Raw genomic sequence first — 17,007 nt, 5'->3', positions numbered from 1 at the left:
CACCCACCCATGGACACCAACGAACCGGGGAATCCGCCCGGTGCCGCGGCCGATGCGACCGAGGCCCTGGTCTCGGGCAGCGGCAGCTACGACCTGCTGAAGAAGCGCCTCGAGACCCAGGGCGAGGGCCTGCTGAAGAAGGCGCGCGCCCTCAACGAGAAGCGGCTGGCCGAGTTCGGCCGCTCCGAGCAGTCGCTGGTGCTGCGCACCCGCGCGCGCACCGAGAACAACGCCGTGGCGCGCGACATCGTGCGCATCGGCGACCTGCTGCTGTTCGGCTACAACGTCTTCATCGGCCTGCGCAAGGAAACCGCCGTTGGCGACGTGTTCGGCCTCTACCGCATGGCGCAGCTCGGCGCGCCCGATGCCGACGAGCTGCAGCCGGTGCCGATCGCCGGCACCTTCCTCGAGGACGCGCGCTTCGCCTCCGACTTCCGCGAGCTCTACGCCTACTACAAGCAGGCCACGCTGCTGCAGCTGCGCGTGACGCAGGACAAGCTGCTGGCCGCGTTCCAGATCGGCCAGCAGCTGCACGACGTGCGCGTGTTCCGCTGGGCCATCGAGCGCGACGGCGGCATCCACTACATCGACAACCGCGGCGAGCGCGACATCGCACTGCCGGCCAGCCACGACTTCGAATGGACCGTCGCCACGCGCGAGGACCACGTGGGCGGCAAGCATCCGCACGTGAACGTGCTCGACACCGTGTTCGTCGAGACGCTGGGCGGCGACCTCACGATCAAGGTCGAGAACAACACCGAGACCGGGCTGGGCATCTACAACGAACCGGTCGAGGACCGCAGCCAGTCGCTGACCGATGCCGAGATCGCCTGGGCCAAGCTCGGCATGCTGATCCTGCTGCGCGTGAAGCCCTACCGCGAGCAGGTCACGCGCTACCTGGTGTTCAACATCCGCACGCAGCAGGTCGAGCGCATCGACGCCATCGGCGGCTCGTGCGTGCAGCTGCCCGAAGATCACGGCATCATCTTCCCGGGCGGCTACTACCTGCAGTCGGGCGAGCACAAGCGCTTCGACCTGCCGGCCGACATGGTCGGCAGCCTGCGCTTCAAGCGCATGCTGCGCTCGCCCAACGGCGAGGACGTGGCCTATGTCTTCTACGACCCCAAGCCCGGGCGCTACGCGCTGTTCAATTACAACCTGATCGACAAGACGCTGGCCACGCCGATCGTCGCCAACGGCTATGCGCGCTTCGCCGACGGGCGCATCCTGGTGTTCAACGGCGACGAGAACGAGCCGACCCGCGTGCACCCGATGCAGCTGTGGCAGACGCCGTTCGCGAGCGAGGAGCATGCCGGTGCCCAGCCGCCGGCCACCGGCTTCTTCGGCAAGATCGGCAATGCCGAGCTGGTGCGCGGCGTGTCCGACCTGATGGGCATTGCGCGCGCGGTGCGCGAGCAGGCGCCCACGCGCGCCGCCTACGAGGACCTGATCCGCCAGTGCACGCGCGTGAGCGATGCCTACTTCTGGCTCGACTCGCCCGAGACCGACAACCTCTCGGGCGAGCTGCGCAGCATCGCCGAGGTGGCGCGCGGCACGCTGGCCGAGTTCGAGAAGGTCGACACCATCCGGCGCGAAACGGCACGCGCGCTGGCGCAGGCCGAGGCCGAGCAGCATGCGCTGCTGGTCGACATCGCCAGCACGCTGTGGCGCGCCCCCGACGACTTCGTCAAGGCGCTGGCGCGGCTGCGCGAGCGCCGCGGCCAGCTGCAGATGCTCAAGGAGCTGCGCTACGCCGACCTGCCGCGCATCGCCGCGATGGACGCCGCGCTCGAGACCGAGCAGCAGCGCATCGGCGAGCGCGCAATGCAGTTCCTGGCGGCCGACACCGCCTTCGACGGCCAGCGCCAGGCGCTCGACAAGCTCGCGCTCGAGCTGCCGCAGCTCGGCACCTCGCCGGCGCTCGGCAAGCTGCTCGCCACGCTCGACGAGCAGGCCGCGGGCCTCGACCTGCTGACCGAGCAGCTCGGCAGCCTGCCGGGCGGCGACGCGGTGGTGCGCACCTCGATCCTCGACCGCATCTCGCTGATCTACGCCGACATCAACCGCATGCGCGCCGATGCGCGCGCGCGCCGCAAGTCGCTGGGCGCGAACGAGGCGCGCGCCGAGTTCGGCGCCCAGTTCAAGCTGTTCGGCCAGGCGGTGGAGAACGCGCTCGAGTTCGCCGACACGCCCGAGAAGTGCGACGACGCGCTCACGCGCCTCTTGGCCCAGCTCGAGGAGATCGAGGGCCGCTTCGCCGAGCAGGAGGATTTCCTGGCCGACATCGCCGAGAAGCGCGAGTCGGTCTACGAGGCGCTGTCGGCCCGGCGCCAGACATTGGTCGAGGGACGCCAGCGGCGCGCCAAGGGCGTGATCGACGCGGCCGGCCGCATCCTCGACGGCATCGCGCGCCGCGTGGCGCAGTTCGGCGAGCTGGGGCAGGTCCACAGCTACTTCGCGGCCGATCCGATGATCGCCAAGCTGCATGCGCTGATCGCCGACCTGCGCGCGCTCGGTTCGGCGGTGCCGGCCGACGAGCTCGACACGCGGCTGAAGACCGCGCGCGACCAGGCGCTGCGCGCGGTGCGCGACAAGCGCGAGCTGGTGAGCGAGGGTGGCGACACGCTGCGGCTGGGCCGCCATGCCTTCACCGTGCACCGGCAGCCGATCGATCTCACGCTGGTGGCGCATGGCGAGGGCCTGGCCTACCAGGTCACGGGCACCGACTACCTGAGCCCGGTCAACGACGAGCGCCTGCTGCCGCTGCGGCGCTACTGGAACCAGGCGCTGGTGTCCGAGACGCCCGCGCTGTCGCGCGCCGAGTACCTGGCCGGCTGCCTGCTCGAGGCGCTGCTCCAGGGCCGGGCCGAGCGCGGCTGGGCCGAGCTGCTGGCGCTGCTGGCCGAGAACCCGCTGCATCCCGAGCTGCTGGAACTGGTGCGCCGCTTCGCCGCGCCGCGCTACCAGGAGGGCTACCAGAAGGGCGTGCACGACGAGGACGCGCTGCGCCTCCTGGCCGCGCTGGTGCCGATGCAGGACGAGGCCGGCCTGCTGGCCTGGGGCCCGACCGAGCGCGCGCTGGCCTTGCTCTACTGGCAGCACGGCCACCTGGTGGCGATGCGCGAATCGATGCAGCGGCGCGCGCGCGCCGCGTTGCAGATGCAGGAGCTGTTCGGCCGGCGCGATGCGCTGGCGCAGCTCGAGGCCGACATGGCGCGCGTGCTGCGCCACTTCGCGCAGGAATTCCTGCCCGACCTGCTGCCGTTGCCCGAACCCGCCGCCGACGACGCGGCGCTCGAGGCGCACCAGGACGAGGTCACCACGCTCTGCGGCCGCGCCGGCGCCTACCTGGTGCGCGAGCTCGCGAGCGCGCAGGGCGGCGAGCACTGGGTGGTGTCGGGCGCGGGCGAAGACCTCGCCGCCGCGCTGCTGCGCGAGCTCGAGCGCGGCGGCCGGCGCGAGGCCTGGCAGCACGACCTCGACAGCGCGCCGCCGCCCGAGCGCTGGCGACTCGCGCGCGACTGGGTGCGCGCCTATGCGCTGCACCAGTCGCCGCAATCGCTGGCCTGGGTCGACGACGCGGCCAGCGTGCTCGCCATCCCGGTGCAGCGGGTGCGCGTCAATGCGGCGCTCGACCGCACGGTCGAGGGCCTGCGCGGCGAGCATCCGCGCGTGGCCGAGGGCCGCGTCACGCTCAACCTCAACGATTTCTGGCGCCGTTTCCAGTTCCATGCCACGCACGCGGTGCCCGACTTCCAGGCGCTGCACGCGCTGCGCCACGAGCTGCTCGCGCACGAGAAGGCGCGGCTCAAGCTCGGCCAGTTCCAGGCCAAGCCGCTGTCGACCTTCGTTCGCAACCGCCTGATCGACGAGCTCTACCTGCCGATCGTGGGCGACAACCTCGCCAAGCAGATCGGCGCGGCGGGCGAGGGCAACCGCACCGACCGCATGGGCCTGCTGCTGCTGATCTCGCCGCCGGGCTACGGCAAGACCACGCTGATGGAGTACGTGGCCGACCGGCTCGGGCTGATCTTCGTGCGCATCAACTGCCCGGCGCTGGGCCATGGCGTCACGGCCGTCGATCCGGCCAGCGCGCCCAACAGCGCGGCGCGCCAGGAGCTCGAGAAGCTCAACCTGGGCCTGGCGATGGGCAGCAACGTGATGCTCTACCTCGACGACATCCAGCACACCAGCCCCGAGTTCCTGCAGAAGTTCATCGCGCTGGCCGACGGCACGCGCCGCATCGAGGGCGTGTGGAACGGCGAGCCTCGCAGCTACGACATGCGCGGCAAGCGCTTCGCGATCGTGATGGCGGGCAACCCCTACACCGAGTCGGGCGACGTGTTCAAGATCCCCGACATGCTCGCCAACCGGGCCGACATCTACAACCTCGGCGACGTGCTCTCGGGCCGCGAGGCCGCGTTCGCGCTGTCCTACATCGAGAACAGCCTCACGGCCAACGCCACCCTGATGCCGCTGGCCTCGCGCGATCCGAAGGACGTGCAGCTGCTGGTGCAGATGGCGCAGGGCCAGGAGGTGCCGAGCAGCGCGCTGTCGCATCCCTACAGCGCGGTCGAGCTCGAGGAGATCAAGGGCCTGCTGCAGCGCCTGTTCCGCGTGCGCGACCTGCTGCTCAAGGTCAACCTCGCGTACATCGAGTCGGCCGCGCAGCAGGAGCACTACCGCGCCGCGCCGCCGTTCAAGCTGCAGGGCAGCTACCGCAACATGACCAAGCTCGCGGGCAAGGTCACGGCGCTGATGCGCGACGACGAACTCGATGCGCTGCTGCGCGACCACTACCGCGGCGAGGCCCAGACGCTGACCACCGGCGCCGAGGAGAACCTGCTGCGGCTCGCGCAGCTGCTCGGCAGCCCCACGGCCGAGGAGGCCGCGCGCTGGAGCGCGATCTGCGAGGAGTTCGTGCGGCGCCGCAAGCTCGGCGGCGACGATACCGACGCCAGCCAGCGCATCACCAGCGGCCTGCTCGACGTGGCGCGCGCGGTCGATGCGCTCAAGCCCCCGCCACCTGAAGAGCCGTCTGTGCCGGAAACGCCGAGCGAGAGTCAGCGCCTGGCCGAGGCCATGCTGCAGATCGCCGTGACCTACCGCGAGCTGATCCTGCCGCTGGTCACGGCCACCGAGCGCCGGCTCGAGCTCGACCGCACCATCCGCCACGACATGGAGCGCCTCACGGCCGAGATGCAGGGCGCGAAGGCCGCGGCGAAGCGGCCTGCGGCCAAGCCGGAGAAGGACCAATGAGCACCTCGCCTTCCGAGCGGCACGACGCGCTGCCGGTGCTGCTCGCGCAGCTCGATGCCGCGATGGCCGACCACCGCCTGAGCGACGACGAGCGGCGCGTGCTGGTGCACACGCTGCGCGAGGCCTCGCCGCCCGAGGACGGCCTGCGCCAGCTGCGCAACCGGGCCTTCGACCTGGTGCGCGCGCGCACCGCCGATCCGCAGCAGCTCGGGCTGCTCAAGTGGCTCGAGGGCGTGGTGCGCGCCATCGACGTCGGCCGCTCGCCCGGCACCGCCGACGGTGCCGCGCCGCGCTCGCAGGTGTTCTTCAGCCCGGGCACGGCCTGCCTGCAGGCCATCGTCCAGCAACTGCGCGGCGCGCGCCGCAGCGCCGACCTCTGCGTCTTCACGCTGTCGGACGACCGCATCAGCGACGAGGTGCTCGCGGCGCACCGGCGCGGCCTGCGCGTGCGGCTGGTGACCGACAACGACAAGGAATACGACCTCGGCAGCGACGTAGGCCGGCTGCGCAACGCGGGCATCCCGGTGGCGGTCGACCGCACCGACGCCCACATGCACCACAAGTTCGCGATCTTCGACGGCGCCTGGCTGCTCAACGGCAGCTACAACTGGACCCGCAGCGCCAGCGAATTCAACGAGGAGAACCTGGTGCTGAGCAACGACGCTACCTTGCTGCGGCGCTTCGCCGACGAATTCGACACGCTGTGGCGCGAACTGCAGGAAGACCGATGAGCCGACGCATCGACTACGACTGGGAGCTGCCGCCCGCCATGCTGCAGCGGCTGGGCCGCGACAGCTATGGCGCGCAGCGCATCGTGCACGAGGACGGCCACCTGCTCGTGATCCTGCACGAGCCGCCCGCGGGCAGCGGCAGCGAGCGCCGTCATTCGGTGTTCCTGCGCAAACCCGACGGCGGCTGGTTCCACAAGGGCAGCACGCCGGGCGAGCGCGCCTTCGCGAAGCTGCTCGAGAGCTACCGCGCCGCGCTGGCCACCTTCGAGCAGCGCCACGAGGCGGCCGCGGATGCCGAGGCCCTGTTCCAGATCCTCGGGCCGCTGATCCCGCTGTCGCGCGCGGCCGCCAACCTGCAGGCCACCTTGCAGGCGGCGCGCGAGGCGGTGAAGGACGATCCGCTGCTGGTCGACCTGCGCGACCGCGCGGTCGAGATCGCGCGCGGGCTCGAACTGCTCCTGGCCGACACCCGCATGTCGCTCGACTTCCGCCTCGCCCATGCGGCCGAGGCGCAGGCACGCGCGGCGCTGGAGGCCACGCGCGCGCAGCACAAGCTCAACACCATCGCCGCGCTGACCTTTCCGCTGATGGCGATCGGCGCGGTCTTCGGCATGAACCTGCACAGCGGCGCCGAGAACCTGCCGGCCTGGGTCTACTGGGCGATCTTCCTGGCTGGCCTGCTGATGGGACTGATGCTGCGCGGCTGGGTCAAGGCGCCTGAAGCGGCCGGGGCGGCCGTGTCGACGGATGGCAAGGCGAAGGCCTCGATCGCGCCGAAGAAGAAGTAGGGCCGCCGGCGCTCAGTCGCGCCAGACCATCTCGAAGGTCTCGCACAGCACCGGCATGCGCAGGTCGGGCGTGCGGCCGATGCGCTCGCACTCGCCGCTGAAGTACTGCCAGTGGCCTTCGCGCCAGTAGCGCAGCGAACCGTCGCCCTCGGCCTCGACCGCAGCGAAGTCCGCGCCGACCTCCTCGAAGGGCATCACCACCACCGAGCGCGTCTCGATCACGCACAGCGGCCGGCCGTGCCAGTCGGTCACCACGCTGAGGTCGCCGGGGCTCGGCCGCGGGCGGCCCGTGGCGGCGAAGGACCATTCGAGGCTGGCCGTGCCGCGCTTGCGGCCCTCGAGCACGAGCTGCGCGAGTTCGGTGGCGCCGGCCTCGTTGTCGTCGAAGTGGAAGGCTTCGCAGAAGCGCGAAGCGGCCTCGCTGCCGAGGGCGGCCTCGAAGCGTTGCCAGAAGGGAAGGATCTCGTCGGGGATCGCCATGCGCGTGCCTGCCAAAGGGGGCAGAGCATAGCGAAGAATGAGCGCTGAATGAGGGACGCCGTGGGCGCATCCTGCGATGCGTGCGGCGCGGCGCCTCTCGTTCAGCCCTGGCGCGGTGCCAGGGTCAGGCGCGCACGCCGAGCACCGACAGGATGACGGCGGCCAGCGTCAGCGCGACCGGTGCCTTGTGCACGGCGAGCACATGGGCATGCGCGGCCAGGCGCGATTGCAGAAGGGCCTTTTCGGAATGAAGGGCTGTGGTCATGAGACGACTCCTTGAACAGTGACGCGGACACCGTGTCCGCATGACTGCAACGATAGTCCTGCGAAAGCGCCATGGTTCGTGCCTTTCATCGACACGGCGTTTCCGTTTCGGCAACGATCCGGAGGAACCCGGCGCGCGCGAAACGATCGGGGCGTGGTCCCGGGAGCATCGCGGTCAGCCAGGGGTCAGCCAGCGATCAGCTTCTGCACCAGTTCCGCCGTGGTGGCGGCCGCGTACTTGCGCATCAGCCGCGCGCGATGCAGTTCCACCGTGCGGTGGCTGATGCCCAGCGCCTTGCCGATCTCCTTCGAGGTCAGGCCGCGCATCACCTGCGCCGCCACCTCGCGCTCGCGCGGCGTGAGCTGGGCCTTGGTCGCGCGGCGCGAGCCCAGGTCCTCGAAGGTCCAGATGCCCGACTCGTGCGGGATGGCCCGGTTCATCGCATGGCCGGTGACATGGCACCAGAAGGTCTCGCCCGCGATCGCGCCATGCAGGTTGCCGAGCCGGCGCATCATGCGGTTGTCGGCGTAATGCCCGCTGGCATTCATGATCGGCTCCATGCGCTTGCCGATGCGCTCGAACTCGGCGAGGCTGGGGTAGAGGATGCTGAACGAATGCCCCACCAGCGCGGAGGGCGTTGCGCCGAAGATCTCGCACACGCGCTGGTTGCAGGCCACGATGGCGCGGTGGCGCGACACCACCATCCCGACCGGGGCATGCTCGAAGGCCAGCCGGTAGTCGATGTCGGGCGTTGCCGCCTCAGCCTTGCGATCGGTCGTCTCCTGCATCGGGGGTCACCATTACGAAATACTACGTATGCGGGTACGTAGTATCGTTCAGGGCTTTCCCACCCACTCTCGACACAGCCATTCAAGGAGCACGAGTGAACAAGATCTATCCCTCCGCCGAGGCGGCGCTCAAGGGGGTCGTGGCCGACGGGCAGATGCTCGCGGTCGGCGGCTTCGGCCTGTGCGGCATTCCCGAGGCGCTCATCGAGGCGCTCAAGGATTCCGGCGCGCAGAACCTCACCGTGATCTCGAACAACGCGGGCGTCGACGGCTTCGGCCTCGGCAAGCTGCTCGAGACGCGCCAGATCAAGAAGATGATCGCCTCCTACGTGGGCGAGAACAAGGAATTCGAACGCCAGTACCTGGCGGGCGAGCTCGCGCTGGAATTCACGCCCCAGGGCACGCTGGCCGAGAAGCTGCGCGCCGGCGGTGCCGGCATCCCGGCCTTCTTCACCAAGACCGGCGTGGGCACGCAGGTCGCCGAGGGCAAGGAACTGCGCGAGTTCGACGGCGAGACCTACGTGATGGAGCATTCGCTGGTGCCCGACGTGGCGCTGGTCAAGGCCGACGTGGCCGACAAGTCGGGCAACCTGCGCTTCCGCCTGACGGCGCGCAACTTCAATCCCGCGGCCGCGATGGCCGGCAAGATCTGCATCGTCGAGGTCGAGAAGATCGTCGAGGTGGGCGAGCTGGCCCCCGACGACATCCACCTGCCGGGCATCTACGTGCACCGCCTGGTGCTCAACGCCACGCCCGAGAAGCGCATCGAGAAGCGCACCGTGAGCGCCGGCGTCGATGCCGCGGCCGCCAAGGTCGAGGCCCAGACGGCCATCGCCCAGGCCGCCGCCGGCAGCGAAGTGCCGGCCAAGGTCGTCAACAAGAAAGAAGGAGCCTGAGATGCCCTGGACCCAAGACCAGATGGCGGCGCGCGCCGCGCAAGAGCTGGAAGACGGCTTCTACGTCAACCTCGGCATCGGCATCCCGACGCTGGTGGCCAACCACACGGGCACCAAGGAAGTCTGGCTGCAGAGCGAGAACGGCATGCTGGGCATCGGCCCGTTCCCGACCGAGGACCAGGTCGACGCCGACCTGATCAACGCCGGCAAGCAGACCGTCACCACGCTGCCGGGCTCGGCCATCTTCGGCAGCCACGACAGCTTCGCGATGATCCGCGGCGGCAAGATCAACCTCTCGATCCTCGGCGCGATGCAGGTGAGCACCCAGGGCGACCTCGCCAACTGGATGATCCCCGGCAAGATGGTCAAGGGCATGGGCGGCGCGATGGACCTGGTGGCCGGCGTCAAGCGCGTGATCGTGCTGATGGAACACGTGGCCAAGAAGAAGGACGGCACCGAGGACTTCAAGATCCTCGAGAAGTGCACCCTGCCGCTGACCGGCGTGGGTGTGGTCGACCGCATCATCACCGACCTCGCCGTGATGGACGTGGTGCCCGAGGGCCTCAAGGTGATCGAGCTCGCGCCCGGCGTGAGCTTCGATGCGCTGCAGGCCAAGACCGGCGCCAAGCTGATCCAGTAAGGCGAAGGCCGCAACGACGAACGAAGGGCAGGGCCGCGCGAGCGGGCCCTGCCTTTTTTCATTGGAGAGAACGAAAGATGAGCGTGAGCGACATCCTCCACGACCTCTGGCGCCAGGCCGGCCTGCCGGCCGACGCACTGCCGCTGGCGCGGCTCACGGGCGCCGACCCGGTGCTGCCGTCGTCCTTCGCGGTCGGCGCGGCGGCGCAGGGCAGCATCGCCGCCGCCGCGCTGGCGGCCTGCGAACTCGGCCATGCGCGCGGCGTGCCGCGGCAAGCGGTCGCGGTCGACATGCGCCATGCCGCGCTCGAATGCACCGGCTGGTTCAGCCTCGACGGCCGCGTGCCCGAACTCTGGGACGCGTTCTCGGGCCTCTACCGCACCTCCGACGGCTGGGTGCGCATCCATGCCAACTTCGCGCACCACCGCGAAGGCGCGCTGCGCCTGCTGGGCCTCGATCCCGCGACGGCCGTGCGCGCCGATGCCGAAGCCGCGATGGCCGGCTGGCGTGCGCTCGACTTCGAGGAAGCCGCCGCCGCGCGCGGGCTGGTGGCCACCGCGCTGCGCCGCTTCGACGAATGGGATGCCACGCCGCAGGGCCGCGCGATCGCCGCGCAGCCGCTGTTCACCATCGAGCGCATCGGCGACGCGGCACCGCTTGCATTGCCGCCGCTGCGCGAGGACCAGCGGCCGCTCGCGGGCCTGCGGGTGCTCGACCTCACGCGCATCCTGGCCGGCCCGGTCGGCGGGCGCGCGCTCGCGGCCTACGGGGCCGACGTGATGCTGGTCAACTCGCCGCGGCTGCCCAACATCGAGGCCATCGCCGACACCAGCCGCGGCAAGCTGTCGACGCACGTGGACCTGCGCACCGACGAGGGACAGGCGGCGCTGCGCCGGCTGGCCGGGGATGCGCATGTGTTCGTGCAGGGCTACCGGCCCGGCGGCCTCGAGGCGCTGGGCTTCGGGCCGGCGCAGCTCGCGGCGCTGCGGCCCGGCATCGTCTGCGTCTCGCTCTCGGCCTATGGCACGCAGGGCCCATGGGCTGGCCGCCGCGGCTTCGATTCGCTGGTGCAGACCGCCATGGGCTTCAACCAGGCCGAGGGCGAGGCGGCCGGCGACGGCAAGCCGAAGCCGCTGCCGATGCAGATCCTCGACGAGGCCACGGGCTACCTGATCGCCTTCGGCGCGGCCGCCGCGCTGCATCGCCAGCAGCGCGAGGGCGGCAGCTGGCAGGTGCGCGTGTCGCTCGCGCAGACCGGGCACTGGCTGCGCGGACTCGGCCGCGTGCCCGGCGGGCTCGCCACGGCCAGGCCCGACATCGCGCCCTATGTGGAAACCGAGCCCTCGGGCTTCGGCGAACTCGCGGGCCTGAGACACAGCGCGCTGCTCGCGCGCACGCCGGCCGCCTGGCCGCGGCCCTCGATGCCGCCCGGCAGCCACCCGGCGGAGTGGCCCTAGGCCCCGAGCGCCGCGCGCACCTTGTCGCCTAGGCCGCGCAGCCGCTCCACCGGCTCGTTCGAGAACACGAAGCGCAGGTACTGCGCGCCATGCGTCTCGCCCCAGCCCTGCATGGCGGTGGCGCAGACGCGCGCCTTCAGCAGCCGCTCGGAGAGAGTCTGGCCGTCGATGCCGAAGTCGCTGGCGCGCAGCAGCATCGACCAGCCGCCGGCCGGCACGCCCACGGGCAGGCCGCGCAGCTCGGCGAGCAGCGTGTCGCGCCGCCGTTCGAGTTCGCCCACGTAGGGCGCCAGCGTGCGCGGCGATTGCGCGAGCGCGGTGGCGACCGCGTCCTGCGCGATGCCCACCGGCACCACCACGTTGGCGAGCGACACCGCCACCAGGTCGGGCATGTAGCTCTCGGGTGCCACGGTCCAGCCCACGCGCCAGCCGATCATGCGCAGCTCCTTGGCCGACGAGCCCACGGTGATGGTGCGCTCGGCCATGCCGGGCAGCCCGGCCGGATGGATGAGCTCGCGGCCGTCGAACAGCAGCCGCTCCATCGCGGCATCGAGGATCAGCGTCAGGTCGTGCTGCACGCACAGCGCGGCGATCGCGCGCCAGTCGTCGGCATCGAAGCAACCGCCCGAGGGCATCGAGGGCGACATCAGCAGCATCGTGCGCACGCGCGGGCCCATGGCGGCGTGCAGCGCCTCGCGGTCGAGCTTCCATTCGCCGCCGGGCGTGAAGCAAAACGGCACGTACTTCGGCGTGCCGCCCGCGAGCCGGATGCGGTTGAGCAGGCCGGCATAGGTCGGGTCGGTCACCAGCACCTCGTCGCCGACCTCCACCGTGGCCAGCAGGGCATTGAGGATGCCCGAGAGCCCGCCGGCCGAGATCACGCAGTGGCGCGCCTCGTAGGCCACGCCCGAGAGTTCCGACACATGGCGCGCCGCGATCTCGCGCAGCCGCGCCTGGCCGACGAAGGGCAGGTAGCTGTTGTCGGCGTCCTCGGTGGCGGCGCGCACGGTGCGCGCCACCGCCTCGGCATCGGGCGGGATGTCGACGTCGAGGTTCTCGAGCCGCAGGAAGGGCGGGCCCTCGGCGTCGTCGGCGATGGCGCCCATGCGGTCGACGCCGATGCCGGCGATGTGGGTCAGGCGGGCGGGGCGGTGGCGTGGCATGCGGGCGTCTCCTGGCAGGCGTTGTCCGCACATTCTGCGGCCGGCGCGCGCGCGTTCACACCCCCAGGCTGGCCGCGAGCTCGCGGAAGATGCGGTAGAGCGCGGGCTGCTCCTCGAAGCCGATGCCCGGCGACTCGGGCAGGGTGGCGCGCCCGTTCTCGATGCGGACCTCGCGGCTGAAGCCGCCGAAGGGGCCGAACAGGCCCGGATAGGACTCCGCGCTGCCAAGGCCCAGCCCCGCGGTCGCGTGCAGCGACATCAGGTTGCCGCCGTGCGGCACGATGTTCTCGCGCGCCACGCCGTGGGCCCGAGCCAGCGCCACGATGCGCTGCAGCTCGAGCAGGCCGTAGGCCAGCGGCGGATCGGGCTGCAGCACGACGCGGCCTTCGAAGCCGCCGTAGCGCAGGAAGTTGGCCACCTCCTCGCGCGAGAACAGGTTCTCGCCGCCGGCGACGGTGCCCGCGTAGGCCTCGCTGACCGCGCGGTAGGTCTCGAAATCGGCCGGGTCGCAGGGCTCCTCGAGCCAGCGCAGGCCATAGGGCGCGATGGCGCGCGCGAAGGCCAGCGCCTCGTCGCGCCCGAAGGCGCAGCTCGCATCGAGCGCCAGCCGCGCGCCCGAGTCCACCAGCGCCAGCACCGACTCGATGCGCCGCAGCTCCGCGGCCAGCGGCAGGCCGCCGGCCTTGATCTTGAGCTCGGTGTAGCCGGCATCGAGATGGCCGCGCACCTCGTCGCCGAGCCGGGCCAGGTCGTCGTGGTCGCGGTAGAAGCCGCCGCCCACGTAGCAGCGCACCGAGCGCGCGGGTTCGATGCCGGGCTCGCCCATGCGCTCGGCCAGCACCCGGTACAGCGGCAGGCCGCGCATCTTGCCGACGATGTCCCAGAGCGCGAGTTCCAGCGTGCCGACCGCCATCGAGCGCTCGGCATGGGCGCCGGCCTTCTCGCGCCGCAGCATCAGGTCGAGCGCGCGTTGCGGGTCGACGATGCCGCTGGCGGGGTCGTTGAGTTCCTCGGGCGTGGCGCGCAGCAGGCGCGGGATGAAGCGCTCGCGCAGCGGTCCGCCGCAGCCGTAGCGGCCGAAGGAGTTGAAGGCATGGCCGACGACGCGGCGGCCGTCGCGGAACTGGTCGGTGACGATGGCCACCACGCTGGCGGTGATCTCGCTGAAATCGATGCGCGCGTTGCGCAGCGAGGAGGCGATGGGAACGGTGCGTTCCGCGATGCTGAGGATCTTCATGGGCGGTGCGGCCTCAATCGACGACGGCGCCGGTGCTCTTCACGATCGGCCCCCACTTGTCGTACTCGGCCTGGATGAAGTTGCCGAAGCGCTCGGGCGTGCCGTGCACGGGCGCGCTGCCGAGCCGCGCGATCTGCTCGCGCACGGCGGGTGTGTCGAGCGCCTGGCGCGCGGCCTCGTTGAGCCGCTCGACGATGGCGCGCGGCGTGCCCGCCGGCGCCATCAGGCCGTACCAGGCGAGCGCCTCGTAGCCGGGCACGCCGGCCTCTTCCATCGTCGGCACGCCGGGCAGCAGCGGCGAGCGCTGGCGGCCGGTGACGGCCAGCGCGCGCAGCCGCCCGGTCGCGAGGTTGGGCATGGCCGAGACCATGCTGTCGATCGCGAAGTCGATCTGCCCGCCCATCAGGTCGGTGGCCATCGGCGCCTGGCCCTTGTAGGGCACGTGCGTGAGCGCCGCGCCGGTCATCGAACCGAGCAGCACCGCCGACAGGTGCTGCGGCGTGCCGTTGCCGGACGAGCCGAAGCTGTACTTGCCGGGGTTGGCCTTCAGCAGCCGCAGGAACTCCGCCGCGCTGCGCGCCGGGTTCGCGTCGTTGACCTCGAGCACCAGCGGCACCGCCGCGAGCTGCACCACCGGCACCAGGTCTTTGAGCGGGCGATAGGGCAGCTTCGGATAGAGCCAGGGGCTGATCGCCAGCGGTCCGCTCGAGGACAGCAGCAGCGTGTAGCCGTCGGGCTTGGCCTTGGCCACGAAGTCGGTGCCGATGTTGCCGCCGGCGCCGACCCGGGCCTCGATCACCAGCGGCTGCCCGAGCGCGGCCTGCAGGCGCGGCGCGAGCAGGCGCGCGAGGGCATCCGAGGGACCGCCGACCGGGTACTGGATGACGACGCTGATGGGCTTCGAGGGATAGGCCTGCGCGGCGGCCGGCGGGCTCGCGGCGACGGCGGCGAACAGCGCGAGCGCGGTGGCCAGGCGGGCGAGGGGGCGGGGATGGATCTTCATGCTTGTCTCCTTTTTGGGTGTCGATGGAACAGCGTCAGCGGTGGACGCGGGGATTCGTGGTCTCGATGGCCTCCACGAGGCGCGCGATCTCGTCCTCGTCCGTGAGGTAGTGCGGCGTGAGCCGCAGCACGCCCGGCAGGCCCGCGGCCTCCAGTGCCCAGCGCGCGTGCTGCGGGCCGACGAAGGAGGCGTGGACGCCCGCGTCGGCGAGGCGGCGGACGAAGGCCGCGCCATCGCCGAAGGCCTCGGGCAGGCGGTAGGTCAGCAGCGCGCTGCGATCGGGCTGGCCGGCCTCGAGCGGCTGCCAGCCGAAGCGTTCCTGCAGCGCATGCGCGAGGCGCTGGCGAATCAGCGCGTTCTGTCGCGCGATGCGCGCCGGGTCGACCGCGAGCGCGTAGTCGCAGGCCGCGCCCACTGCCAGCCGCAGGCCCGGATGGAACTCGTGGCCCTCGAAGCGCCGCGCATCGGACCAGGGCTGCAGGCGCTCGGCCTCCAGCCACTGCGCGCCGGCCACGTCGACGGCATCGGGCGTGCCGAGCGTCTCGAGCGCGCGCTGCGACAGGCACAGCACGCCCGCGCCGCGCGGGCCGCGCAGCCACTTGCGCGTGGGGAACACCAGCACGTCGCAGCCCAGGGCCTGCATGTCGACCGGCCCCTGGCCCACCGCATGGCTGGCATCGAGGAACAGCAGGCCGCCATGCGCGTGCACGCAGCGCGCGACGCCGTCCATGGACGTGGCCGCGCCCCAGGCGGTCGGCACGGCGGCGAGCGAGACCACGGGGCGGCTACCGGCGGGTGCGTGGCGCAGCGCGTGGTCCAGGCGCTGCGTCAGCGGCGTCGCGCCGGGCCGCGTGCCGGTCACCGTGAAGCCGAGTCGCCCGTGTCGCGCCGCGTTCAGCAGGTGGAGCGCGTTCGCGCCGTATTCGTCGTGGGTCGTGATCACATGGGGCGCGTGGGCCGCGCTCATCGCGGTGGCCCAGGCCTGGCTCGCGGAGCCCAGCAGCGCGACCTGGTGCGGTTGCGCGTTGACGAGCCGCGCGACGCTGGCGCGCACCGCATGCAGCGCGTCCGCATGCCGTTCGGCGGCGCGGTGCGTGCCCAGCGTGCGCTCGGCCTCGAGCCAGGCCTGCCATTGCGCGTAGACGGGTTCGGGCGGCAGGCTCGCCGAGCCATGCGCGAAATGCGCGAGGTGCGCGCCCGCGCCCCAGGCGGGCGTGTCGCGGCGCAGGCGCGCGAGCTCGGCCTCGGTGAAGGGCGCGGCCGCGCCCGGCTCAGTGGCGATCGCTGGCATCGACGTCGAGTGCGGCGAGATCGAAAGCCTGGTCGCGCAGCGCCTGCCGCAGGGCCTCCTGCCGCTGCGCATCGAGCGCCTCGAGCGGCGGCCGCACGCGCGCCCATTGCGCATCGCCCGTGGCCATCGCGATGGCCGACTTCATGGCGGGAATCAGCGGATGGGCCGCGAACTTCGCGCGCACCGCGTTGAGCGCCGCCTGCCGCGCATCGGCATCCGCGTCGCGCCACGTGTCGAACAGGCGCACGATGGCGCGGGGATTGACGTTCGCGGTGGCCGAGATGCAGCCCGCGCCGCCGTGGCGCAGGGTGTCGAGCAGGAGGGTCTCGGTGCCCGCGAAGACGTCGAAGCCCGCGGGGCCGAACTGCGCGATGGTGCGCGCGGTGTAGTCCCAGTCGCCGCCGGTGTCCTTCATGCCGGCGACCGTGCCGGGGTAGCGCTTCAGCAGGCGCTCGACCAGCGCGTGGGAGAAGCCCACCTGCGCCACCGGCGGAATGTGATAGAGGTAGAGCCGCAGGCCGCTGTCGCCGACCCGCTCGATCACCTCGCTGAAGAAGGCGAACAGGCCGTCGTCGGTGACGCTCTTGTAATAGAAGGGCGGCAGCGCCAGCACGCCGGCGCAGCCCTGGTCGACCGCGCAGCGCGTGAGCCGCACCGCGTCGGCCAGCGAGCAGCTGCCGGTGCCCGGCAGCATGCGCGCGGCCGGTACGCCCGCGGCCACGGCCTGCTGCAGCAGCTCGATGCGCTCGTCGACCGAGAGCGAGTTGCCCTCGGAGTTGGTGCCGAACATCGCGAGCCCGCAGTCCTGCGCCACCAGCCAGCGGCACAGCCGCAGGAAGCGCGCGGCGTCGGGCTTCAGCGCGGCGTCGAAGGGGGTGAGGACCGGGGCGAGCACGCCGCGAAGGCGTTGGGGGGTGGAGGGCGGCATCTGGATTCCAGCAAGGGTTCGGGGTGCCGGAATTCTTGGGGGCCGAGGCCTCCAGCGGGTTGCCGATCGGGCGCCGGGTTT

At 71.6% G+C, this 17,007-nt stretch carries 14 protein-coding genes; 6 read left to right on the top strand and 8 right to left on the bottom strand.

Annotation, left to right across the window (positions count from 1 at the left end; all coding sequences use genetic code 11):
• The first annotated feature begins 9 nt into the window (after positions 1 to 9).
• The 3 genes from AC07RM_RS20075 to AC07RM_RS20065 are packed head-to-tail and all read left to right on the top strand — an operon-like array spanning position 10 to position 6,778.
• Positions 10 to 5,259, top strand: coding sequence for a DNA repair ATPase (locus AC07RM_RS20075; protein WP_495335630.1), 5,250 nt, complete (start codon positions 10 to 12; stop codon positions 5,257 to 5,259).
• Positions 5,256 to 5,990, top strand: a complete 735-nt coding sequence (locus AC07RM_RS20070) for a phospholipase D-like domain-containing protein (protein ID WP_208512793.1) — start codon at positions 5,256 to 5,258, stop codon at positions 5,988 to 5,990. Before AC07RM_RS20075 ends, AC07RM_RS20070 begins: the two co-directional genes overlap by 4 nt.
• Positions 5,987 to 6,778 carry a hypothetical protein gene (locus AC07RM_RS20065; protein WP_495335629.1) on the top strand — a complete coding sequence of 264 codons (792 nt, stop codon included), beginning with the start codon at positions 5,987 to 5,989 and terminating at the stop codon, positions 6,776 to 6,778. The genes AC07RM_RS20070 and AC07RM_RS20065 overlap by 4 nt, the downstream gene beginning before the upstream one ends.
• A gap of 12 nt (positions 6,779 to 6,790) precedes the next feature.
• On the opposite strand, the gene AC07RM_RS20060 is transcribed toward AC07RM_RS20065, so the two are convergent.
• The 3 genes from AC07RM_RS20060 to AC07RM_RS20050 form a co-directional block, all read right to left on the bottom strand.
• On the bottom strand, positions 6,791 to 7,258 hold the full coding sequence (locus tag AC07RM_RS20060; RefSeq protein WP_495335628.1) for an ASCH domain-containing protein: 468 nt from the start codon (positions 7,256 to 7,258) through the stop codon (positions 6,791 to 6,793).
• A gap of 124 nt (positions 7,259 to 7,382) precedes the next feature.
• The gene (locus AC07RM_RS20055) at positions 7,383 to 7,523 is read right to left on the bottom strand and encodes a hypothetical protein (protein ID WP_172705439.1); all 141 of its coding nucleotides are present in this window, start codon (positions 7,521 to 7,523) and stop codon (positions 7,383 to 7,385) included.
• Between the two features lie 185 nt (positions 7,524 to 7,708).
• Positions 7,709 to 8,311 (bottom strand): LuxR C-terminal-related transcriptional regulator, encoded by a 603-nt coding sequence (locus tag AC07RM_RS20050; RefSeq protein ID WP_203201593.1) that lies wholly within the window; start codon positions 8,309 to 8,311, stop codon positions 7,709 to 7,711.
• Between the two features lie 95 nt (positions 8,312 to 8,406).
• Between AC07RM_RS20050 and AC07RM_RS20045 the strand changes: the two genes are divergently transcribed.
• The 3 genes from AC07RM_RS20045 (at position 8,407) to AC07RM_RS20035 (ending at position 11,304) form a co-directional block, all read left to right on the top strand.
• Entirely contained in the window at positions 8,407 to 9,207 is an 801-nt protein-coding gene (locus AC07RM_RS20045) for a CoA transferase subunit A (RefSeq protein WP_093344776.1), read from the top strand.
• Position 9,208: 1 nt separating this feature from the next.
• Entirely contained in the window at positions 9,209 to 9,847 is a 639-nt protein-coding gene (locus AC07RM_RS20040) for a 3-oxoacid CoA-transferase subunit B (RefSeq protein ID WP_057595049.1), read from the top strand.
• Positions 9,848 to 9,924: 77 nt separating this feature from the next.
• A complete protein-coding gene (locus AC07RM_RS20035) occupies positions 9,925 to 11,304 on the top strand; it encodes a CoA transferase (protein ID WP_495335627.1) in 1,380 nt (459 codons plus the stop codon).
• On the opposite strand, the gene AC07RM_RS20030 is transcribed toward AC07RM_RS20035, so the two are convergent.
• The 5 genes from AC07RM_RS20030 to AC07RM_RS20010 are packed head-to-tail and all read right to left on the bottom strand — an operon-like array spanning position 11,301 to position 16,926.
• Positions 11,301 to 12,467: a pyridoxal phosphate-dependent aminotransferase gene (locus AC07RM_RS20030; protein ID WP_495335626.1), complete on the bottom strand. Its 1,167-nt coding sequence runs from the start codon at positions 12,465 to 12,467 to the stop codon at positions 11,301 to 11,303. The two genes, AC07RM_RS20035 and AC07RM_RS20030, sit on opposite strands and share 4 nt — an antisense overlap.
• A 55-nt stretch (positions 12,468 to 12,522) precedes the next feature.
• A complete protein-coding gene (locus AC07RM_RS20025; protein ID WP_495335625.1) occupies positions 12,523 to 13,704 on the bottom strand; it encodes an enolase C-terminal domain-like protein in 1,182 nt (393 codons plus the stop codon).
• Between the two features lie 13 nt (positions 13,705 to 13,717).
• Positions 13,718 to 14,707 carry a Bug family tripartite tricarboxylate transporter substrate binding protein gene (locus tag AC07RM_RS20020; RefSeq protein ID WP_495335624.1) on the bottom strand — a complete coding sequence of 330 codons (990 nt, stop codon included), beginning with the start codon at positions 14,705 to 14,707 and terminating at the stop codon, positions 13,718 to 13,720.
• Between the two features lie 34 nt (positions 14,708 to 14,741).
• Positions 14,742 to 15,998, bottom strand: coding sequence for an aminotransferase class V-fold PLP-dependent enzyme (locus AC07RM_RS20015; protein ID WP_495335623.1), 1,257 nt, complete (start codon positions 15,996 to 15,998; stop codon positions 14,742 to 14,744).
• Positions 15,979 to 16,926: a dihydrodipicolinate synthase family protein gene (locus AC07RM_RS20010; protein WP_495335622.1), complete on the bottom strand. Its 948-nt coding sequence runs from the start codon at positions 16,924 to 16,926 to the stop codon at positions 15,979 to 15,981. Before AC07RM_RS20010 ends, AC07RM_RS20015 begins: the two co-directional genes overlap by 20 nt.
• Between the last annotated feature and the right edge of the window lie 81 nt (positions 16,927 to 17,007).

The organism is Variovorax sp. GW821-FHT09B05, assembly GCF_059418265.1.
This window is presented reverse-complemented; position numbering and strand designations above follow the sequence as displayed.